Raw genomic sequence first — 20,749 nt, forward strand, 5'->3', positions numbered from 1 at the left:
GACACGTCGGAACCGGCCCTGGCAGCCCTTGTCGCCAGGCAGGCCCATGATTCACGTGTCGGTGAAGGGCGGGCATGTAGCCGAATGCGCGTCGAATGCAAGGGGCGGCGCGAGGATGCGGGAGGTGAGCGAAGCGCCTATCCCTCCAAGCTGCGACAGGCGGGCATGGGAAGCGGCCACCTCGCCCCTGCGTGGTTTTAGAGTATTCCCCTGTGGACCATATCGATACCCACCACGACCATGGAGACCACACTGGCAACGGCGTAGGCCAGGACGTTGACCTTCCAGGACAGCTTCAGGTGACGACTTGCCATGATCGTGGTGATCAGCAGGACAAGAATGACCACGCCGGGCAGCGCCCACGGCCCCCAGCCAAGCAAGGCGCTGATGCGCGCCTCATCGTTCAGGTTGAACACACTGACGCCTGCTGCGACCACCCGCATGAACAGTGCGAAATAAAGCGCCGCATACGCAGTCAGACTTTGACGCCGCATCACGAATACAAACGCAACCAGCCCGCCGAGGACAGTGATAGCCGGACCTGCCGCTGACATCAGGATGTGATCGCGCGTAGTCATCGCGGATCCCGGGATGACGCTGTTTATTCCATAAGATACGTCGTAGCCGAGCGCGGCCCCCACAACCCAGTGCGCCGCTTCGTGTATCAGGTAGGTTGCCACCGCAATAAGCGCGAACCAAAAATAGAAACCTGCGCCGACACGGCTGTTTCCAGGCATGAATTTGTCCCCTTTGGCGCCCGATAGGCGAGGGTGCAGATGGTGTCGAGCCAGGACACGACCATCCGGAACGCCTACCCTAGCAATCAATGTGATCGGTTATCTGGCGACGAAGGCGTCCGGCCTGAACACGGCCGAACGGACGGTTGCGTGAGCCCAAAGCCTACACCTCAGCCCAACACCTCGACCACATCCTCCAGCCGCGCCGGATCGCCCAGCGCGATGACCGTGCCATCAGATCCGGCGTGCAGAGGTTCCCCGCGCCAGTCGCTCATCACCCCGCCGGCGCCCTCCACCACCGGCACCAGCGCGGCGTAATCGTGCAGCTTCAGGCCCGCCTCGGCGACGATGTCGATCTGGCCGCTGGCGAGGCAGCCGTAGTTGTAACAGTCACCGCCCATCACCATGCGCTTGTGATCGGTCTGCCCGGCGAGCGCCATGAAGGCATCGCCCTGCGCCACGGTGAAATAATGCGGCCCCGTGGTGGCGATCGTCGCCCGGTCGAGTTCCGGGCAGGGCCGGGTTCTGACGGGCTTGCCGTTGAAGGTGGTCTGCCGCCCGGCGACGCCCACCCACCGCTCGCCAAGGATCGGCTGGTCGATGATCCCCAGAACCGGGAACCCGTCCACCAGCAGGGCGATCAGCGTGCCGAAGATCGGCCGGCCGGCGAGAAAGGCGGTGGTGCCGTCGATCGGGTCCAGAACCCATTGCCGGCCCGATACGCCCTCCTTCACGCCATATTCCTCCCCGTGGATGCCGTCGGCCGAACATTCCGCCTCGATCAGCTTGCGCATGGCGGCCTCGGCATTGCGATCGGCGAGGGTGACCGGGGAGGCGTCGGCCTTGGCCTCGCTATCCAGCCCGCTGCGGAAAAGGGGCCGTATTTCGGCACGAGCAACCTCCGCCAGTCGGTGTGCAAGGTCGATGTCGGTCTTGGAAATCATGAAATGATCCGATCTGGTGCCCAAATGTTGCATTCCGCGCGTAACAAACGCACCACCTTGCGCAATGAAAAACACGCCCCCGATTAAGTCGCACACGGGCGCGACCCGTGGCGGATCTCCTTTGGCACTTTCTCGCGCCCCCGCGCCCGATTTGCAGCCGTGGTTCTATTGGATAACGGTGGCGGAGGCCGACATAGCGCCGGGTGTGCGAATCGATTGCGGCCGCATCATCGAACACCCCAGCATCACCATCCTGTTCCACGATGCCTGGACCGCAACCGATGCCGAGGGGACCAAGGTGCTGGACCCGGGGCCGCACGGCAAGGCGTTCTATTTCGGTCCGCACACCCGGTGCATGCCCTTGTCGATCGCGGGCAAGTGGATCGTCATTTCCATCCTGTTCCAGGCCGGCGCCGCCCAGCTCCTCGGCCTGCCGGACCCGGCGGACACGCTCGACCGGGTCTACGATCTGGATGAACTGCTGGGGGGAGAGGCGCCCGTCGCCTCGCTCGTGCCGCGAGAGGCTGGATATGACGAATGGGCAGAAGCGATAGAGGAGCGCTTCCTGCGCCCGCTGATACAAGCCAAGGGCGTAGTGAAACCAGCCCGACTCGTCGCCGATTTCCAGAAAGCCTGCCTCACCAACCCGGAAATGACGGTGGAACAGTTCGCCCGCCGGCAGGACGTGTCGAAACGCACGGTCGAGCGGGTCATTAAAAAGGCCTTCGGGGTCAGCCCGAAGCAGGCCTTGCGGCGCGCCCGGGCCCAGGATTTCGGCGCCGCCCTGCTCGGCGTGGCCCGGCCGGAGGATGCGCCCGAGATCGAGGACCGCTATTTCGACCAGTCCCACCGCATAAAGGAGATGCGCGCAATCTTCGGGGTTTCGCCCGGCGAGTTACGAAAGCGGCCGCATCCTGTCCTCGCGCTCAGCCTGGAGGTGCGCCAGCGGCGGCGGCTGGAAGTGTTGCACGCGCTGGAGCCGGGCGAACTGGGGCCCTGGCGCGATCCGGCCAGCGAACCCGGGCCGCCGCCGGACCAATCCAAACAGCCCTAGGTCAACAGACCTAGTCGAACAGGCTGGAGACGCTCGATTCGTCGGCGATGCGGCGGATCGCCTCGCCAAGCAGCGGCGCGATCGTGAGCACGCGGATCTTGTCCGATTCGCGCGCGGCCTCGGTCGGCAGGATGGTGTCGGTTATCACCAGTTCGGTCAGCGCCGAGGCATCGACCCGCGCCACCGCGCCGCCCGACAGCACGCCGTGGGTGATGTAGGCGGCCACGCTCTTGGCGCCGGCTTCCAGCAGCGCCTGCGCGGCGTTTACCAGTGTGCCGCCCGAATCGACGATGTCGTCGATCAGGATGCAGGTCCGGCCCTTCACGTCGCCGATGATGTTCATCACCTCGCTCTCACCGGGGCGGTCGCGACGCTTGTCGACGATGGCGAGCGGGGCATTGTCGAGCCGCTTGGCCAGCGCGCGGGCACGCACCACACCGCCCACGTCGGGCGATACGACCATCAGTTCCTGCGCGCCGTATCGCGCCTGGATGTCGGCAGCCATCGTCGGCGCGGCGTAGAGGTTGTCGGTGGGGATGTCGAAGAACCCCTGGATCTGTCCGGCATGCAGGTCCACCGCCAGCACCCGGTCGGCGCCCGCCTCGGTGATGAGATTGGCCACCAGCTTGGCAGAAATCGGCGTGCGCGGGCCGGGCTTGCGGTCCTGCCGGGCATAGCCGAAATACGGGATGACCGCGGTGATGCGCGCCGCCGAGGCGCGCCGCAGCGCGTCGATGCCGATCAGCAGTTCCATCAGGTTGTCGTTCGCCGGATAGCTGGTCGACTGGCAGATGAACACGTCCTCGCCGCGCACGTTCTCGTGGATCTCGATGAAGATCTCCTCGTCGGCGAAGCGGCGAACGCTGGCGTCCGTCAGTGGCACCTCGAGATAGCCTGCGATCGCCCGTGCGAGCACGAGGTTCGAGTTGCCGGACATGATCTTCATCGCGTGCGTATCCCACTGGCTGCTGGAAGCGCCGGCCTAGCGAAGCGCCCCCTTATTGCAACACTGGCGCACGTTGGCCGGTGAATTAGGCAGAAAATCGCCTTACAGCCGGTGCTCGCCCTTGATCCAGCGCACGGTGCCGCTGGATGCGCGCATCACCACGCTTTCGGTGGTCATCACGGTCTGCCCGTTGCGGCGCAGGCGCTTCACCCCGTCCAGCAGCGATCCGCTGGTGACGCCCGTGGCGGCAAAGATGCAGTCGCCGCGGGCGAGATCGGTCAGCTTGTAGATGCGGTCGAGATCCTCGATGCCCCACTTGGCGGCCCGCTTGCGCTCGTCGTCGTTGCGGAACAGCAGGCGGCCATTGAACTGGCCACCCACGCAGCGCAGCGCCGCGGCTGCCAGCACGCCTTCAGGCGCACCGCCCGATCCCATATAGAGGTCGACGGTCGTATCGGGGTCGGTGGTGGCGATCACGCCCGCCACATCGCCGTCACCGATCAGCACCACGCCGCAGCCGATGCCGCGCAGTTCGGCGATTAGATCGGCATGGCGCGGGCGATCGAGCACGCAGACGATGATGTCGCGCGGTGCGACACCCTTTGCCGCGGCCACCGCTTCGACGTTCTGGGTGGGCGTCCGGGCAAGATCGATCACGCCTTCGGGATAGCCCGGGCCAACGGCGATCTTGTCCATGTAGACATCGGGCGCATTGAGCAGGCAGCCCTCTTCCGCCGCCGCCAGCACGGCGAGCGCGTTCGGGCCAGCCTTGGCAGTAATGGTGGTGCCTTCCAGCGGATCGAGCGCGATGTCGATGCGCGGACCCCGCCCCTGCGCTCCGCCGACCTTTTCACCGATGTAGAGCATGGGCGCCTGGTCGCGCTCACCCTCGCCGATCACCACCGTGCCGTCGATCTCCAGCGTGTCGAAGGCACGGCGCATGGCTTCCACGGCGGCGGCATCGGCGGCCTTTTCGTCGCCGCGCCCGATCAGTTCAGACGCCGCGATGGCAGCCGCCTCGGTGACGCGGACCATTTCCATGACCAGCACGCGGTCGAGCACTTGCGAAGATTTTGCGGAATTCATTGGCAATTCAGGCTCCGATCCGTTCTTGGGCGCTCGCTTAGGTCTGGGGGGCCGCAATGTCGAGATGGCTGGCGCTGATTTTCCTGGGCGCCTGGCCTGCCGGACCCGCGCTGGCACAGCAGGTCTACGGCCCGGTCGAACCGTCCGCGCAGGAAGACGAGGACGATCCGCCCCCCGTCGCGTCCCGCCCTTGTGAAGCCGAAGTGGGCGAGGAAGGGGCCATCCTGGTGTGCCGCGAACTTCCCGACACCGAACGCTATCGCTCGCCCCTACCGCGCCCCGTACAATCCGATCGCACGATCATCCCCGGCCTTACCGATCCGCCATGCTGGGTGACCAATCCTGAATCTGTGGGCACGTCGGCCTGCATTCGCATGGGCTGGGCGCCACCGCCTGCCATCATGGTCGATTTCACCCAGTTTCCGGAGGATCTGACCGCGGAAGAGGCTTCCCGAGTGGTCGCCGCAGAGATGGCGGCGCCCGGTTCGGAGGCGGCCACGGGCGAGCGGGTTCCGATCGACCTTTCGGACGATTGATGCGCGTCGCGAAATCCAGGGGCTGACCGACAACAGTTGCGCCAGCGGCTGCGTGCGCGTGGGCTGGGCTCCCGAACCATGCGATCATGGTCGCCGTCACCGGCTTTCCGGAACATCTTGGCGAGGACGTGGCCGCGGCGGTCGTGGCCGCGCCCGAACGATTCAGCCCGACCAATTCAGCCCGGACGTCGACTAGCCCAGCAGGCGCATCACCAGCGGCGCCTCGGCAAGGCTGGGCGACTGTTCGAGCAGGGCCAGCGCCCGGGCGACGCCAGCTTCCGGTCCATCGTGCGTGACCATCGAGACCAGCACCGGCTGGCCGTCCTCCTCGTCGGGGTGGCCCTGCTGGATGAAGCTCTCGATCGAAACCCCGGCATCGCGCATGGCGGCGGTGATTTCTGCCAGCACGCCGGGCCGGTCGGCGACCATGAAGCGCACGTAGGCGCGGCTGCGGCGGTGGCCGGGGTCGGCGGGCACGCTGGCGGCAAGCAGCGCCGCCGGCAGCGAGAACGGCGGCGGGGTATTGCCGCGGGCGATATCCACGAGATCGGCGACCACCGCGCTTGCCGTTGGCCCATCGCCGGCACCTGCGCCCTGGAACAGCAGGCGGCCGACGAAATTGCCTTCCGCCACCACCGCGTTGGTAGCCCCGGTCACGCCCGCCAGCGGGTGATCGACCGGGACCAGATAGGGGGCCACGCGCTGGAACAGTTGCGCCTCCCCGCCCGCTTCTTGGCCCGCCAGATCGCAATCGGCGATGCCGATCAGCCGGATGACATAGCCGAGCGCACGGGCCTGGGCGATGTCGCCAGCGCGGATGCGGGCGATACCTGTCACATCGACGCTGGCGAAATCGAGCGCGGTGCCAAAGGCGATCGCGGCGAGGATGGCGAGCTTGTGCGCCGCGTCCGTCCCCTCGATGTCGAAGCCGGGATCGGCCTCGGCAAAGCCCAGCGCCTGCGCCTCGGCCAGGACATCGGCAAAGTCGCGGCCGGTCGCGGCCATTTCGGACAGGATGAAATTACAGGTGCCGTTGAGGATGCCGTAGATTCGCTCGATCCGGTTCGCCGCCGCGCCTTCCGCCAGCCCCTTGATCGCCGGGATACCGCCGGCAACGGCCGCCTCGTAGCGCAGCGGCGCGCCGTTCGCCTCGGCCAGCGCGGCCAGTTCCATGCCATGGTGCGCGATCATCGCCTTGTTGGCGGTGACGAGGCCCTTGCCCGCCGCCAGTGTCTTGCGCGCCAGCGTCAGCGCCGGGCCGTCCGAACCACCGACAAGCTCCACCACGACGTCGACCGCGTCCAGCGCGGCGAACGCGGTCATGTCGTCGTGCCAGTCGTAACCGGCCAAGGCGATGCCGCGATCCTTGCCGCGGTCGCGAGCCGAGACCGCGACCACCTCGATCGGCCTGCCGGCGCGGCGGGCAATAAGCTCGCCGTTTTCGGCCAGCAGGCGGATCACGCCCGCGCCCACCGTGCCGAGCCCGGCCAGGGCAATGCGCAAGGGTTCAGCCATGGTCGGTCCTCGGTCGGTCAGCAGAGTGGCAGGCGGTTAATCAGCGACCGGCCGATTGGCCACTTAGAAAACCTTTGTGCCAGAAAACCGCCCTGCGCGGCGAGCCTCAGGTGAAGCGCCGCTCGCACGGGCCGAGCTGGTCGAGCACGAAAGCGTAATCCTCCCGCGCGCGCGCTTGCGAGTTGCGATCGCCCTGCAGGAAGGCACTGTCGGGCAATTGTCGGGGCAGGCCGCAGGCGAAGCGGAACCAGGCCAGCGATTCGGCCTCGGGCGGGCGGGCCGCGGTATCCACGATCTCGCCAAGCGAGACACCCCATTCGGGCTGCATTCCGGGCCGCCGCACGACGCTGAGCGAAACCGGCGTGCCACCCTGCGTCTGCACGAACATCTGCGTTTCGGATTCGCCGGCAAGGTTGCCCGGTACGGAGATAACGTCGCGCACCCCGGTAATCTGGGGCGGGCGGTCAGCAGCGGCCAACTGGCGCAGGACGCTTCGCACGCGCCCCTCGATTCGCGGCCCGGCCGGGAACAGGGCATTGCGCGCCACGAGCTGCACCTCACCCGGACGATCGCGCACTTGATCGGCGAAAATCACGAAGTCCTGGCCCTCCAGATCGGGCGTGTCGCCATTGGGCTCGCGCGCCAGGTCGGTGACGAACACCAGCGATCCCCCAACCCCGGTGGGCGAGACGAGGAGATTGCGGGTCAGCGTTTCCAGGTAGAGTCGCACCCGTTCCGGCGGGAGGTCCGGCGCGCGTTCGGGGGGAAAGCGCGTCTGGTCGTCCACGGTGACGATGGCGACGAGGTCCGATGCCAGCGCCAGAGTGACGAGGTCCGCGTAGGTGGGCTCGGCCTCTGGCGAAAGCTCCATCGCCACGTTGTCGCGCGATTGCCCCGGCATCGCGGTGGCGCAGGCGCCCAGTACGGCAGCGCCGGCGGCCACGGCCAACGTGCGCGCCAGCAGCGCGTGGAAAGGCGGAAACCGGCGGCGGACAGACATGGGGATTCTCCAGCTTGGACAAGACGCGTACAGGGCGCGCACACCGCGCCGGTGCATCATGCCCGCCCGTCAGCACTTTGCAAACAGCCAGTTGGGGTCAATTGCGACCGGGCCGATAAAGGGTTTGCCGATGCCTTACCGGACGGTTAAGACGCCGCCCGAAGCCCTGAAGAGAACTAAAAACATGCTTTGCGTGGCCGATTTGGCACGATTCTACGTGTCGGCGGTTGCCTTTGCGAAACACTTATGGGCTGGACAATCGAAGGTATCGGCTGGCAGGAAGACAATCCTGCGAGTTGCACAAGCCGGAACGTATCCGGCAAGGAAATGGAGTGAAGGGACTGGATGGCTTACGCTGACCAACAAATGAGCGGTAATCGCATCGTCGCGATTATCATCGTTGCCCTCATCCACATTGGTATCGGATACCTGCTCGTGACCGGACTCGCCATTTCGGCGGTGAAGGAAGCGATGGAGCGGGTGACGACCGTGGATATCGAGGAGCCGCCGCCACCTGAGGAAGAGCCGCCGCCGCCTGAGCCGCAGCCGGACGTCGCTCCGCCGCCGCCGGTCGCGCCGCCGCCGCCGATCCGGATCGCGCCCAACCCGCCGCCTGTGCAGGTGCAGCCGAACATTCCGCCGCCGGCTCCGCCTGCGCGCATCGTTCCGCCGCCCGCGCCAGCAGCGCCGCCCGCGCCGCGCCCGGCTCCGCCGCCGCCGCCACCACCCGCCGTGGACCGTTCGCGTGCCGCGTCGCCCGAAGGCCAGCAAGGCTGGGCTCGCCGGATTTCGGAAAACTACCCCTCGCGCGCCCTGCGCCGCGAGATCGAGGGCACCGTCGGTGTCTCCGTGACGGTAGGACCGAATGGCCGCGTGTCTGGCTGCCGTGTGACCCGGCCAGCCGATCCGGAACTGGATGCTGCTGCCTGCGATGGCATGGAGCGGTATGCCCGTTTCACACCGGCGCTGGATCGTGACGGGAACCCCACCTCGGGCTCGTTCTCGACCAGCATCGTGTACCAGCTCAACTAATTACTAGATTTCTCTAGAAGAGGATTTTCAGCATGCTTATCGAACTTTTGGCAGCGACGGGCGGCGAAGCTGCGCCGGTCAATGAATTCGGCTTCGTCAAGGCCATGGAAGAAGGCGGCCCGGTCGCCTGGTCGATCCTTGCCGTCATGATCATCATGTCGGTCGGATCGTTCTACATCCTGATCACGAAGTATTTCGAACAGAACCGCGTGATGCGCGAGTACAGCTCGAACCGTACCGCGTTCTGGAATGCCGGCAGCATCAAGGACGGCGCCAACAAGTTCGACAAGAACAGCGCCTGGCGCCAGCTGGTCGATGACGGCATCCGTGCCGGCGACGAATCGTCCAAGATGCAGGACAGCCTGGAATCGCACGACTGGCTGCACGGCACGCTGGCCCGTTCGGAATCCGCAATCAACGCCAAGCTCGCCGGCGGTCTGCCGTTCCTCGCCACCGTGGGTGCTACCGCACCGTTCGTCGGCCTGCTCGGCACCGTGATCGGCATCTATCGCGCGCTCATCAACATCGGCCTCTCGGGCTCTGCCTCGATCGACAAGGTCGCCGGCCCGGTGGGTGAAGCGCTCATCATGACCGCCATCGGCCTGCTGGTCGCCGTGCCCGCGGTGTTTGCCTACAACTACCTGCAGTCGCGCAACCGTCGCATCGCCGCGATGCTTTCGGGCTTCTCGACCGACCTGCAGGCGAACATCACCTCGCGCGGCGCGGTGAAGCCGGCCATCATGACCGGCACCTCCACGCAGCAGGCCGGCAAGGCTGCCCGCACCGCCCCGGCCGCTGCCGGTGCCACAGGCTCGACCACCACGACCATGGGTGCCGCTCCGGCCACCGCGCGTCCGGTCGGTTCGGCTTCGACGACCACTACGACGACGACCACGCCGAAGCGCTGATTGAACGTACCGAACGCTGGCGGGCACCTTCGCATGCGGGTGCCCGCCGCTTTCAAAGCAAGTTTTGTGAGATAGGACGAGACACATGGCCATTTCATTGGGAGCCGGCGAAGAAACCCCGATGTCCGACATCAACACCACGCCGCTGGTGGACGTGATGCTGGTGCTGCTGATCATCTTTCTGATCGCCGTTCCGGTGGCCATCCAGACCGTGGAGGAACTGCAGATCCCCATCATCGCGTCGAACGAATCGGACGACAAGGTGGAGAACCTGCTGATCACGGTGTCGACGACCGATGCCGAAGGGCGCACCCCGCGCACGATCCGTTCGGGCTTTTCCGGGGCGATTCGCGAAGGCGAGTGCCGGATCTTCCTGAATAACACGACGCTGGTTGATTCGAGCGATCTGTATGACGCCGCCTTCGCCCGTCTCGATGCCATCGTGCAGCGTGCCGGCGGACCGGAAGCGATCATGCAGGATCCCGACCTGATCCCGCAGGTGCACATCCGCGGCGACAAGAACGCCCCGTGGCGCTGCGTTGCCGGCACGATCTTCAACATCCAGGCGGCCGGCTATCCCACCGTTGCCTTCATTTCGAATCCCGTCGATCCCAACTGATCGACGCTGGTACAGGTTTAGGAGTACGCAATCATGGCAATGGCAGGCGGTTCAGACGACGGCGCGCCGATGATGGAAATGAACATGACGCCGTTGATCGACGTCCTGCTCGTGCTCCTCATCATGTTCATCATCACCATTCCGGTGGCCACCCACGCGGTGAACATCGATCTTCCCGCGCCCAGCAACACGCCGGACAATCCGCCGGTGGACCCGATCAAGAACAAGATCGTGCTCACGCCCCAAGGCGACATCCTGTGGAATGCCCAGCCCATCAGCCAAGGTCAGCTGGTCGGCAACCTGCAGCAGTCGCTCTCCTTCGCGGTGGAGCCGGAACTGCAGTTTGAGCCCGAGGCTCAGGCAAGCTACGATCTGGCAGCCCAGGTGCTGAACATCATCAAGGCCTCGGGGGTGACCAAGTTCGGCTTCGTCGGCAACGAACAGTATCGCAGCTTCGGCTGCGGCGATTGCGCGCCGCTGCAAAGCTGATCCTGCCGAATGGTAGATACGAAAAGGCGGCTTCGGCCGCCTTTTTTGTTGCCCGGAACGGACACGCTCCCGTGGCTCTTGACTTGCCTCCTTCCACGTGATGTTATGATGTCACAAGATCGAGAGGAGAATGCCATGGCGTTTCGTTCCCGACTGCTGGGCCGGCACACGGTCACCACACCATCACCCATAATGGACCTCAACGTCACGCCGCTGATCGACGTGCTGCTCGTCCTGCTTGTCATGGTCATCCTGAGCGTTCCGATCGCCACGCACCAGATCGACGTCGATCTGCCGACCAGTGACAACGCGCCAAGCGAACCCGAGCAGATAGCCCTGGTCGTCACAGAGGGCGGCGCGGTCCTGTGGAACGGCGACGCGCTATCCCGTACCGAACTGCAAGGCCGCCTTGCCATGGCCGCCGCCAATGCCGCCGACCCGGTCATACGTTTCGAGCCCGAAGCGAACGCCAGTTACGACGACGCGGCGCAGGTCATCCATCTCGTTGGCGAGGCGGACATCCGCCGCTTCGCATTTGCCGGTAACGAACGCTACCGGCAGTGGGATGCGAACTAGGCGATCCTGCCTCGCGCCGTTCGCCTACAACCACGGCCAGCCCATCCGCCACAAATCGGCCTCGCCGGTCGCCGGGAAGGTGCCGACCGGGAGGGCGCTGGTCGCCACAACCTGTCCGATGCACGCGCAGCCATAGCGGTCGATCTCCCGTAGCTCTGCGATGACGCGCTGCCGCCCCTCACGCCGCACGGCGATCGCTTCTCTCTCGACTGCGTTGGGCAGGTCTTATGGAAGGGCCCAAGCGTGGAAGACATCGCGTTGCAGGCGATCCTCTCGCAAACGCTCGGCCAAAACCCGCAGCCTGCGCTTTGCATCGAACCCGATGATCTTTCGAACACCGCCAGGTTCCGCCCTGATCGCGGTGCCAGCGCGGCCTTGGCGATTGCGCCCCAGCGCCGGGAATGCAGGGACACTTACCCGGAGTAATCGGGCTCCAATCCCGGCAGTTCCTCCACCCGCATCGCCGCGCTGGCCAGGCTTTCGGCCTCCAGCAGCAGTTCGTCGTCCTGCGCCCCCTGCGGAACGCTTTCGCGGCCTACCATCACCATCACCGGCACTGCCAGCGGGCTGACCCGGTCGAGCACGACGTGCTCCAGCCGTTCGCCCGCGGTGTCGAGCAGATCGCCCAGGCGGCCGATATCGGTCATCCGCGCACGGGCATCCTGCCAGGCGGCCTCGATCAGCACGTGGTCAGGCTCGTACTTGCGCAGCACGTCGTAGATCAGATCGGTGGAAAAGGTTACCTGCCGCCCGGTCTTGCGCTTGCCGGGGTGCTGCCGCTCCACCAGCCCGCCAATCACCGCGACCTCGCGAAAGGCGCGCCGCAACAGGTGCGAATCCTGCACCCAGTCGATGAATTCGTCGGTCAGGATATCGGGGGAGAGGAGCGCGGCCGGATCGTCGACAGGCCGCAATCCCCAGACCGCCAGTGAGTAATCATTGGCCGTGAACCCGCCGGGCATCAGGCCCAGGTCCTCCATCCGCTTGGTGATGAGCATGCCCAGCGACTGGTTCGCGTTCCAGCCAATGAAGGTGTAATAGACGGTGTAGTGCCGCTTGGCGTGCGGGAAGCTTTCGACCAGCAGGTTGTCCGGCCCCGGCATCTGGCTGCGCCAATCCTGCACTTCCAGCCATTCGCGCACGTCATCGGGGAACCGCGCCCAGCCAGCCCGGTCGACCAGCATCGCGCGCACCCGGTCCGCCAGGTGCGTGGTCAGCGGCAGGCGCAGCCCGCCGTAGGAGGGGATCATCGCCGCCTTGCTGCTGGCGCGCACGATCAGCTCCATGTCCTTTAGCTGTTCGACCTCGACGTTGACGCCGGCGAACTGGAACGTGTCACCCGTGCGCAACGATGCGGCGAAGCGTTCCTCCACCTTGCCCAGGCTGCGCCCGCTGCGGAAGCGCACTTCCAGCATTTCGGAATCGACGATGATCCCGGCGTTCATGCGGTGGCGATAGGCCTGCTCAGGGTGGCTCAGTCGCCAGATGGCATCCCCGTTCGCATCCACCTCGCGCACGATGCGTTTGAACTTGTCGTAGGCGCGCAGCGAATACCCCCCCGTGGCGACGAATTCGAGCACGCGCGCCCACGTGTCCTCGTCGATCATGGCATAGGCCCAGCACGAGCGGATTTCGGACAGCAATTCCTTTTCCGCGAACGGCCCCGCGCAGGCGCAACCCATCACGTGCTGGGCCAGGACATCGAGCCCGCCGGGGCGGAAATCCTCGCCGTCGCGCTGGCCTTCCTCGACGGCTTCCTTGGCTGCGGTCGCTTCCAGAAATTCGAAGCGGTTGCCAGGCACCAGCAAGGCCCGGCTGGGGCTGTCGAGCCGGTGGTTGGCGCGCCCGATGCGCTGCAACAGCCGGCTGGAGCCCTTGGGCGCGCCCATCTGCACGACGAGGTCAATATCGCCCCAGTCGACCCCCAGATCGAGGCTGGCCGTGCACACCAGCGCGCGCAGATCGCCGCGCGCCATCGCCGCCTCCACCTTGCGCCGCGCTTCCTTGCTCAGCGACCCGTGGTGAATGCCGATGGGCAGGTTGTCCTCGTTCGCATCCCACAGGTGCTGGAAGATGTATTCGGCGAGAAAGCGCGTGTTGGTGAACACCAGCGTGGTGTTGTTGGCGCGGATGCGCTGGTAAAGCTGCGGGATCGACCAGGTCGCCGCGTGGCCGCCCCACGGCACGCGCTCCTCGTCGGGCAGCAGGATCTCCACCTCCGGCTCGGCGCCCTCCTCGCCCTCCACCATCGCCACGGTATCGACATCGCCCCATGGCGCGATCCAGCCGCGAAAGGCCTCTGGATCGGCCAGCGTGGCTGACAGGGCGGCGCGCTGCACGGTCGGAGCAATCGCCTGCAACCGCGTGAGCGCGAGCGCGAGCAGATCGCCGCGCTTCTGCGTGGCAAAGGCGTGGATTTCGTCAATCACCACGCGCTTCAGTCCGGCAAACAATGTCGCGCTATCCTCGAAACTCAGCAGCAGCGACAGGCTTTCGGGCGTGGTGAGCAACACGTTGGGCGGGCGGCTGCGCTGGCGTTTCTTGCGATCGGATGGCGTATCGCCGCTGCGGGTCTCGACGGTGATGTCCAGCCCCATCTCCGCGATCGGGGCGAGCAGGTTGCGCTGAACGTCATGCCCGAGGGCCTTCAACGGTGAGACATACAGCGTATGGAGCCCGTCAGGCCTGGTGCCCGATCCGATGCGGGAGGGGGCGAACGCCGCGAGCGTGGGCAGGAAACCCGCCAGCGTCTTGCCGGCGCCGGTATCGGCCACCAGCATGGCGTGCCGGCCGGCATCGCTCGCCGTCAGCATCTCTGCTTGGTGGCGCCGCACACGCCAGCCCCGACCGGCAAACCATGCGGCAATTTCGGGCGGGACAACGGATTCGGCCATGAAGATGAAATGATGGTTGTCCGGGTCCGGGGCAAGATGGACCTGCGCTGCATATCATTTCGCGACTTGTCGCTGGGCCGTACCAATTCGACCGGCATTGCTATGCCAATACAATCGCTTGTTTCGCCAAAACGCGCTTTCTGCGCGCCGAGCCGTGGAGCGATTCAGCCATAGCGTCCGTTGGACAATCACAAGGCGCACAGAATAGCGCCGACGGTCTGCGCGAACTTGCCCTGTCCTTCTTGCAGACCGCGAATTGAGTTCTCTCGCGACAGGAGAGGAGACTATCATGGCCGACCGTTATCAACGAAACCCCAATCGCAGTTCCAATCAGGACATGCCGCGTCAGCGTTCCAGCTGGCAGGAGGAGCAATTCCAGAGCGACCGATCGAACCGCTATGGTGACGATATGCAGAGTTCCTACGATCAGTTCGGCAGTGACCGTTTTGACAATGACAGCTACGGCAGTTCGCGCGGTGGCATGCAGGGGAGTGGCTACCAATCGAGCCAGCAGGGTCGCTCACGGTCTTCCTACGCGCCGCTCGACGAATACGATCGCCCCGGCGGGAGCTATGGTGCCGCCGGCGGTGGATCGCAGTCGTCGGGCATGCATGGCAGCTTCCGTGGCGACAGCTATGGCGGGGAGGCCATGAGCGGCGGCTACGGTGGCCAAAGCGACTATTCGCGTGGCTACGGCATGACGAGCGGCGGCACCGCATACAGCGGCGGCTCTTCCTCTAGCGGTGGCTATTCGGGTGGCGGCTATGCCGGCAGCGGCAACCGCTCCGACCACGATCGCGGATTCTTCGAACGCGCGGGCGACGAAATCGCCAGCTGGTTCGGTGACGACGAGGCGGAACGCCGCCGCCGCGAGGATCACAGCGGCCGCGGGCCAAGCAACTATTCGCGGTCCAACGAACGCCTGCTGGAAGATGCTTGCGAAAAGCTGACGCACGACCGCGGTGTCGATGCGAGCAACATCCAGGTGACCTGCGATAACAACGAAGTCACGCTGGATGGCACGGTCGGCACCCGCTGGGAGAAGCGCCGGGCGGAGGATTGCATCCACGGGATTTCCGGGGTCAACCATGTGCAGAACAACCTGCGCGTGATGGGCAGCGGCTCGCAGAGCGGCACCACCTCGCAGACGGGCGCCACCGCGCAAGGCACCTTGCAGACCGAATCCTGATCAGGATTCGATACCGTTACGCTACGAGGGGCTCGCTGCGGCGGGCCCCTTTTTGCGTCGCCTGATCGGCCCAGCAGATCCGGGAAATGGCTTTCGCAGACCCTGCATGACGATAATGACCGGGTCTGGGGTCCTTCACCCCGCCGTCTGCACCATGGCAGCGCCGCCAGCCGGGTTTCCCCGTGACCGTCAGGCCCGTGCTTCCTCCACACCGGCGCTGTTATGCCGCAGCGCGTTCAGCACGGTTTCCACGATCTGCGGCGCGTTCAGACCGGCCTCGTCGTACTGTTTTGTCGGATCGTCGTGGTCGAGGAACACGTCCGGCAGGCGCATGGTGCGGATCTTGAGGCCGCCCGTGGCACTGTCGGGATCGATCAGGCCCTCGTCGCTCGCCATGGTGAGGACGTGGGCCCCCAGGCCGCCGATGGCAGCTTCCTCGATGGTGACCAGCACATCATGGCTGGCGGCGAGGCGGCGGATGAGATCCTCGTCGAGCGGCTTGGCGAAGCGCATGTCGGCGACCGTGGTGGCAAGGCCCTTGGCCTCCAGCTGATCGGCTGCCTTTTTCGCTTCTTCCAGCCGCGTGCCGAGCGAGAGGATGGCGACCTTGCCACCCTTCTCGATTTCGCCGGATTGGGGGCGCACGATCCGGCCCTTGCCGATGTCCAGCTTCTGCAGCTGTGCCGGAATTTCCACGCCCGTGCCATTGCCGCGCGGATAGCGAAACGCGATGGGCCCGCTGTCATGCTCGGCGGCGGTATAGGTCATGTGGGCGAGTTCGGCCTCGTCCGCAGCGGCCATCACCACGAAATTGGGCAGGCTCGCCAGATAGGTCACGTCGAAGCTGCCAGCATGGGTTGCGCCATCGGCGCCGACGAGGCCGGCGCGGTCGATGGCGAAGCGCACGGGCAGGTTCTGGATCGCCACGTCGTGCACCACCTGATCGTAGGCGCGCTGGAGGAAGGTGGAATAGATCGCCGCGAACGGCCGCATCCCCTGCGCGGCCAGGCCGGCGGCAAAGGTCACGCCATGTTGTTCCGCGATGCCGACGTCAAAGGCGCGGGTCGGGTGCGCCTGGGCGAACTTGTCCACCCCGGTGCCGCTCGGCATGGCGGCGGTGATGGCGCAGATGCGATCGTCCGTATCGGCCAGCCTGGCCAGCGTTTCACCGAACACGTTCTGGTAGGCGGGCGGACCGCTGGCGGACTTGGCCTTTTCGCCCGTCACCACGTCGAATTTCGGCACGCCGTGATACTTGTCGGCGCTATTCTCGGCAAAGGGATAGCCCTTGCCCTTGGTGGTCACGACATGGACGAGGATCGGCCCCTGCTCGCTGTCGCGCACGTTTTCCAGAACCGGCAGCAGGTGATCGAGGTTGTGGCCGTCGATGGGCCCTACGTAATAGAAGCCAAGTTCTTCGAACATGGTCCCGCCGGTCACCATGCCGCGGGTAAATTCCTCCGCCTTTTCAAGGCCGGAGTGGACCTTGCGCGAAAGCTTGCGCGCCACCTTGGACGCAAGGCTGCGCAGTCCAAGGTATTCGCTGCTCGATACCATGCGCGCGAGATAGGCAGACAGCCCGCCGACGGGCGGGGCGATCGACATGTCGTTGTCGTTGAGGATGACGATGAGGCGGTTCCCCGCCTGCTCGGCGTTGTTCATCGCCTCGTAGGCCATGCCTGCGCTCATCGCGCCGTCGCCGATCACCGCGATCGCCTTGCCCGGCTGGCCCTTCAGCTTGTTGGCGACGGCAAAGCCCAGCCCCGCGCTGATCGAGGTGGACGAGTGCGCCGCGCCGAAGGGATCGTATTCGCTCTCGGATCGCTTGGTAAAGCCCGAAAGCCCGCCGCCCTGGCGCAGGGTGCGGATGCGATCGCGCCGGCCGGTGATGATCTTGTGCGGATAGGCCTGGTGCCCGACGTCCCAGATCAGCCGGTCTTCCGGCGTGTTGAACACGTAATGGATCGCCACGGTCAGTTCGACCACGCCAAGGCCGCTGCCAAGGTGACCGCCGGTGGAGCCGACGGCATCGATCATCTCCGTGCGCAACTCGTCCGACAGCTGGCGAAGCTGGTCGGGGCTCAGGCGGCGCAGGTCGTGGGGCGTATCGACGGTGTCGAGAAGGGGAGTGTGCGGACGGGCAGAAGTCATCGCGCCACCCTACACACGAAAATTCTGCCTGTCGATGAACCGGAGAACCGGCCCGGTCACAATCTTGTGCGCGGACCTGCGGGCTGTCAGCCGGCGCAATCGGCGCACAGGCCGCGCAGTTCGACGACCGGGCGCACCTGGGCAAACCCATGCACCTTGCCGGCATCGCGCAGGGCGCCGGTCAACCTGTCATCGTCGAAATGGTCGGCCTGGCCGCAATCGTCGCAGATCAGGAAGACGCAATCGTGCCGGCAGCCGGGATGGGTGTTGACCAGATAGGCGTTCGCGCTCTCGATCCGGTTCGCAAGGTTGGCGCGCACGAACAGGTCGAGAATGCGATAAACACTGTTGGCGGCCACGCGCTTGCCGCGCAGCTTGCCCACATCCTCGGCAATGTCATAGGCGCTGGCAGGCCGTTCCATCGCGGCAAGGGCGCGAAACACGCCCTCGCGCATGGCGGTCCATTGTTCGCCTGCGTCGACAAGGACGGCCGCGGCTTCCTCGATCAGCCGGTCGCCCGAATGCTCATGATGCTTGTGCTGTGTTGCCATGCCCGTAACATAGGGGCGGCGGCACGCTTCGGCAATCGGCTCAGCCGGTGCGGAAGCGTTCGCGATACAGCGAGGGGAACTGCGTGCGCAAAGCCGCCACCTTGGGGGCGTCCCACCGACGGATATAGCCGCTGGTCGGATTATTGAGCATGTAATCCTGGTGATCGGCCTCTGCCGGATAGAAGCGCTGGTAGCTTTCCACCCGCGCCGCGATGGGGCTGCGCCACACGCCCGAGGCGCCCATCTGCCGAACATAGGCCTGTGCCACGGCACGCTGCTCCGCCGTGACCGGCACGATGGCGGAACGATACTGGCTTCCACGATCGGGCCCCTGGCGATTGACCAGGGTGGGGTCGGCACCCACGGAGAACAGGATCTGCAACAACTGGTCGTAGCGGACGACAGACGGATCGTAGGTTACCCGCACGGCTTCGGCATGGCTGGTGCCGCCGGCCGACACCTGGCGATAGGTCGCAGTGTTGGCACTGCCGCCGTGATAGCCCGATACCGCACTCGTCACGCCGCGAACGTGGCTGAACACACCCTCGATGCCCCAGAAGCAGCCACCGGCAAAGATGGCGGTCTGAAGGCCACGCTCATTGGCCTGCCGGGTGGCAACGGGCGCATCGAACACCTCTTCCGCCATGGCCGTAGCAGGCAGCGAAAGCGCGCCCAGACCCAGCGTAGCGGCAAGGAAGAGGGATTTGATGCGCATTACGCCACTCCGAGCTTGGGGAGGATGTCCACCGCCAGGAATACGGCGGTGGCGCCGAAGCCGACGAAGAACGAGCGAAAGAGGTCCGAGTTGAAAAGTTTCATGATTCTGTCCAGTCGAAATAGGTCTTGGTCCCCGTCCTACAAGACAGGGGTTACCTTCGCCTGAATTCGATTGTTGTGCTGGGTTAAGCCCTGCTTGGCGCTCGATGACGCGCCTAGTGGCGGAAATGCCGCTTGCCGGTAAAGACCATGGCAATGCCCGCCTCGTCGGCGGCGGCGATCACCTCGTCGTCGCGCGTCGATCCGCCCGGCTGGATCACCATCGTCGCCCCTGCCTCGATAGCCGAGAGCAGGCCATCTTTGAACGGAAAGAACGCGTCGGAGGCAACCGCGCTGCCGTGGGTGCGCGGCGCATCCCACCCGGCGGCCTCTGCGGCCTCGGCGGCACGCTGGGCGGCGATGCGGCTGGAATCGCGGCGGTTCATCTGGCCTGCGCCGATGCCCGCGGTCGCGCCGTCCCTGGCGTAGACGATGGCATTGGACTTGACGTGCTTGGCAACCTTCCACGCGAACAGCGCATCGGCGAGTTCGCCTGGCGTCGGCTGGCGCTGCGTCACCACCGTGAGGTCGCCCTCGCCCACCACGCCGTCGTCGCGCGACTGCAGCAGGTATCCGCCCGCGATGCTCTTCATTTCCAGGCCGAAGCGCGCCGGATCGGGCAGGCTATCGACCAGCAGCAGCCGCAGGTTGGGTTTGGCGGCAAAGGCTTGCCGCGCGGCGTCGTCGGCACCCGGAGCGATGACGACTTCGGTGAAGATCCGCGTGATAGCCTGCGCGGTCGGCCCGTCCAGCGAGACATTGCTGGCGACGATGCCACCGAAGGCCGACACGCTGTCACACGCGAGCGCGGCCTCCCACGCCTCGTGCAGGGTATCCGCCACGGCCACGCCGCAGGGGTTGGCATGTTTCACGATGACCACGGCGGGGCGATCGGCGGGAAATTCTGCCACCAGCCCCAGCGCCGCGTCGGCGTCGTTCAGGTTGTTGTAGCTTAGCTCCTTGCCCTGCACCTGGCTTGCCTGGGGCACGCCCATGCCGGCAGGGCCAGCGGGCAGGTAGAGCGCCGCGTGCTGGTGCGGGTTCTCGCCATAGCGCAGCGTGTCGCCGCGGGTCATGGCGAGGCTGAGCGAGGCGGGGAAACGCTCCTGCTGGTCGGCAAAGGCGAACCACTGGCCGATGGCGCTGTCGTAGGCGGCGGTGGCGGCAAAGGCCTTGGCAGCCATGCGCTTGCGGAACACCAGCGTGGTCGCCCCGTCGTGATCGGCCAGTTCTTCGTAAAGCGCGGCATAATCCGCCGGATCGGTGAGAATCGTCACGTAGGCGTGGTTCTTGGCCGCCGAACGCACCATGCTCGGCCCGCCGATGTCGATGTTCTCGATCACCGTGTCACGATCCGCGCCGCTCGCGACGGTCTGCGCGAAGGGGTAGAGGTTAACCACGACAAGGTCGATCGCGCCGATCTCGTGCGTGTCCATCGCCCGCGCATGGTCGGGATCGTCGCGCACGGCCAGCAATCCGCCGTGGATCATCGGGTGCAGCGTCTTCACCCGGCCGTCCATCATCTCGGGAAAGCCGGTCACGTCGGATACGTCGCGCACATCGAGCCCCGCCTCGCGCAGCGCCCGTGCGGTGCCGCCGGTGGAAACGAGTTCGACCCCGTTCTTCGCCAGGCGACTCGCCAGCTCGACGATACCCGTCTTGTCGGACACCGACAGCAGCGCCCGCCTGATTGCTACGTCGTCCAT

At 65.7% G+C, this 20,749-nt stretch carries 20 protein-coding genes; 9 read left to right on the forward strand and 11 right to left on the reverse strand.

Going from position 1 to position 20,749, the window contains the following annotated elements; all coding sequences use genetic code 11:
• Positions 1 to 197 precede the first annotated feature (197 nt).
• Positions 198 to 737 (reverse strand): hypothetical protein, encoded by a 540-nt coding sequence (locus GRI62_RS13110; protein ID WP_131451174.1) that lies wholly within the window; start codon positions 735 to 737, stop codon positions 198 to 200.
• Between the two features lie 170 nt (positions 738 to 907).
• Entirely contained in the window at positions 908 to 1,681 is a 774-nt protein-coding gene (locus GRI62_RS13115) for an inositol monophosphatase family protein (protein WP_131451175.1), read from the reverse strand.
• Positions 1,682 to 1,802: 121 nt separating this feature from the next.
• On the opposite strand from GRI62_RS13115, the gene GRI62_RS13120 reads away from it, so the two are divergent.
• Positions 1,803 to 2,735 (forward strand): helix-turn-helix transcriptional regulator, encoded by a 933-nt coding sequence (locus GRI62_RS13120; RefSeq protein ID WP_160731888.1) that lies wholly within the window; start codon positions 1,803 to 1,805, stop codon positions 2,733 to 2,735.
• A 10-nt stretch (positions 2,736 to 2,745) separates the two neighbouring features.
• Here the strand turns inward: GRI62_RS13120 and GRI62_RS13125 are convergent, their stop codons facing one another.
• Entirely contained in the window at positions 2,746 to 3,681 is a 936-nt protein-coding gene (locus GRI62_RS13125; RefSeq protein WP_131451177.1) for a ribose-phosphate pyrophosphokinase, read from the reverse strand.
• A 102-nt stretch (positions 3,682 to 3,783) separates the two neighbouring features.
• Positions 3,784 to 4,767 (reverse strand): class II fructose-bisphosphatase, encoded by a 984-nt coding sequence (glpX, locus tag GRI62_RS13130; RefSeq protein WP_131451178.1) that lies wholly within the window; start codon positions 4,765 to 4,767, stop codon positions 3,784 to 3,786.
• A gap of 56 nt (positions 4,768 to 4,823) precedes the next feature.
• On the opposite strand from glpX, the gene GRI62_RS13135 reads away from it, so the two are divergent.
• Positions 4,824 to 5,303 (forward strand): hypothetical protein, encoded by a 480-nt coding sequence (locus GRI62_RS13135; RefSeq protein ID WP_131451179.1) that lies wholly within the window; start codon positions 4,824 to 4,826, stop codon positions 5,301 to 5,303.
• A 192-nt stretch (positions 5,304 to 5,495) separates the two neighbouring features.
• Here GRI62_RS13135 and GRI62_RS13140 read toward each other — a convergent pair whose 3' ends face one another.
• Positions 5,496 to 6,818, reverse strand: coding sequence for a homoserine dehydrogenase (locus GRI62_RS13140; RefSeq protein WP_131451180.1), 1,323 nt, complete (start codon positions 6,816 to 6,818; stop codon positions 5,496 to 5,498).
• Positions 6,819 to 6,924: 106 nt separating this feature from the next.
• Positions 6,925 to 7,818, reverse strand: a complete 894-nt coding sequence (locus GRI62_RS13145; protein WP_131451181.1) for a hypothetical protein — start codon at positions 7,816 to 7,818, stop codon at positions 6,925 to 6,927.
• Positions 7,819 to 8,184: 366 nt separating this feature from the next.
• On the opposite strand from GRI62_RS13145, the gene GRI62_RS13150 reads away from it, so the two are divergent.
• The 6 genes from GRI62_RS13150 to GRI62_RS13175 all read left to right on the forward strand — a co-directional run bounded on the left by GRI62_RS13150 (position 8,185) and on the right by GRI62_RS13175 (position 11,868).
• A complete protein-coding gene (locus GRI62_RS13150; protein WP_234027463.1) occupies positions 8,185 to 8,850 on the forward strand; it encodes an energy transducer TonB in 666 nt (221 codons plus the stop codon).
• Positions 8,851 to 8,882: 32 nt separating this feature from the next.
• Positions 8,883 to 9,758: a MotA/TolQ/ExbB proton channel family protein gene (locus GRI62_RS13155; RefSeq protein WP_131451183.1), complete on the forward strand. Its 876-nt coding sequence runs from the start codon at positions 8,883 to 8,885 to the stop codon at positions 9,756 to 9,758.
• 85 nt (positions 9,759 to 9,843) lie between these two features.
• Entirely contained in the window at positions 9,844 to 10,377 is a 534-nt protein-coding gene (locus GRI62_RS13160; protein WP_188669359.1) for an ExbD/TolR family protein, read from the forward strand.
• Between the two features lie 33 nt (positions 10,378 to 10,410).
• Positions 10,411 to 10,866: an ExbD/TolR family protein gene (locus tag GRI62_RS13165; RefSeq protein ID WP_131451185.1), complete on the forward strand. Its 456-nt coding sequence runs from the start codon at positions 10,411 to 10,413 to the stop codon at positions 10,864 to 10,866.
• A 135-nt stretch (positions 10,867 to 11,001) separates the two neighbouring features.
• Complete coding sequence (locus GRI62_RS13170; RefSeq protein WP_160731889.1) at positions 11,002 to 11,442, forward strand: ExbD/TolR family protein; 441 nt, start codon at positions 11,002 to 11,004, stop codon at positions 11,440 to 11,442.
• Between the two features lie 243 nt (positions 11,443 to 11,685).
• Positions 11,686 to 11,868, forward strand: coding sequence for a hypothetical protein (locus GRI62_RS13175; protein WP_131451187.1), 183 nt, complete (start codon positions 11,686 to 11,688; stop codon positions 11,866 to 11,868).
• Here GRI62_RS13175 and GRI62_RS13180 read toward each other — a convergent pair.
• Positions 11,856 to 14,336 carry a ligase-associated DNA damage response DEXH box helicase gene (locus tag GRI62_RS13180; RefSeq protein WP_131451188.1) on the reverse strand — a complete coding sequence of 827 codons (2,481 nt, stop codon included), beginning with the start codon at positions 14,334 to 14,336 and terminating at the stop codon, positions 11,856 to 11,858. The two genes, GRI62_RS13175 and GRI62_RS13180, sit on opposite strands and share 13 nt — an antisense overlap.
• Positions 14,337 to 14,625: 289 nt before the next feature.
• On the opposite strand from GRI62_RS13180, the gene GRI62_RS13185 reads away from it, so the two are divergent.
• Positions 14,626 to 15,525, forward strand: a complete 900-nt coding sequence (locus GRI62_RS13185; protein ID WP_131451189.1) for a BON domain-containing protein — start codon at positions 14,626 to 14,628, stop codon at positions 15,523 to 15,525.
• A gap of 189 nt (positions 15,526 to 15,714) precedes the next feature.
• Here the strand turns inward: GRI62_RS13185 and dxs are convergent, their stop codons facing one another.
• From dxs to purH, 4 genes are all read right to left on the reverse strand, one after another.
• Positions 15,715 to 17,676, reverse strand: coding sequence for a 1-deoxy-D-xylulose-5-phosphate synthase (dxs, locus tag GRI62_RS13190; RefSeq protein WP_131451190.1), 1,962 nt, complete (start codon positions 17,674 to 17,676; stop codon positions 15,715 to 15,717).
• Positions 17,677 to 17,762: 86 nt separating this feature from the next.
• Positions 17,763 to 18,227 carry a Fur family transcriptional regulator gene (locus GRI62_RS13195; protein ID WP_131451191.1) on the reverse strand — a complete coding sequence of 155 codons (465 nt, stop codon included), beginning with the start codon at positions 18,225 to 18,227 and terminating at the stop codon, positions 17,763 to 17,765.
• A 40-nt stretch (positions 18,228 to 18,267) separates the two neighbouring features.
• The gene (msrA, locus tag GRI62_RS13200) at positions 18,268 to 18,942 is read right to left on the reverse strand and encodes a peptide-methionine (S)-S-oxide reductase MsrA (RefSeq protein ID WP_131451192.1); all 675 of its coding nucleotides are present in this window, start codon (positions 18,940 to 18,942) and stop codon (positions 18,268 to 18,270) included.
• 217 nt (positions 18,943 to 19,159) lie between these two features.
• A complete protein-coding gene (gene purH / locus GRI62_RS13205; RefSeq protein ID WP_131451193.1) occupies positions 19,160 to 20,749 on the reverse strand; it encodes a bifunctional phosphoribosylaminoimidazolecarboxamide formyltransferase/IMP cyclohydrolase in 1,590 nt (529 codons plus the stop codon).

Source organism: Aurantiacibacter arachoides (genome assembly GCF_009827335.1).
Taxonomy (GTDB): domain Bacteria; phylum Pseudomonadota; class Alphaproteobacteria; order Sphingomonadales; family Sphingomonadaceae; genus Alteraurantiacibacter; species Alteraurantiacibacter arachoides.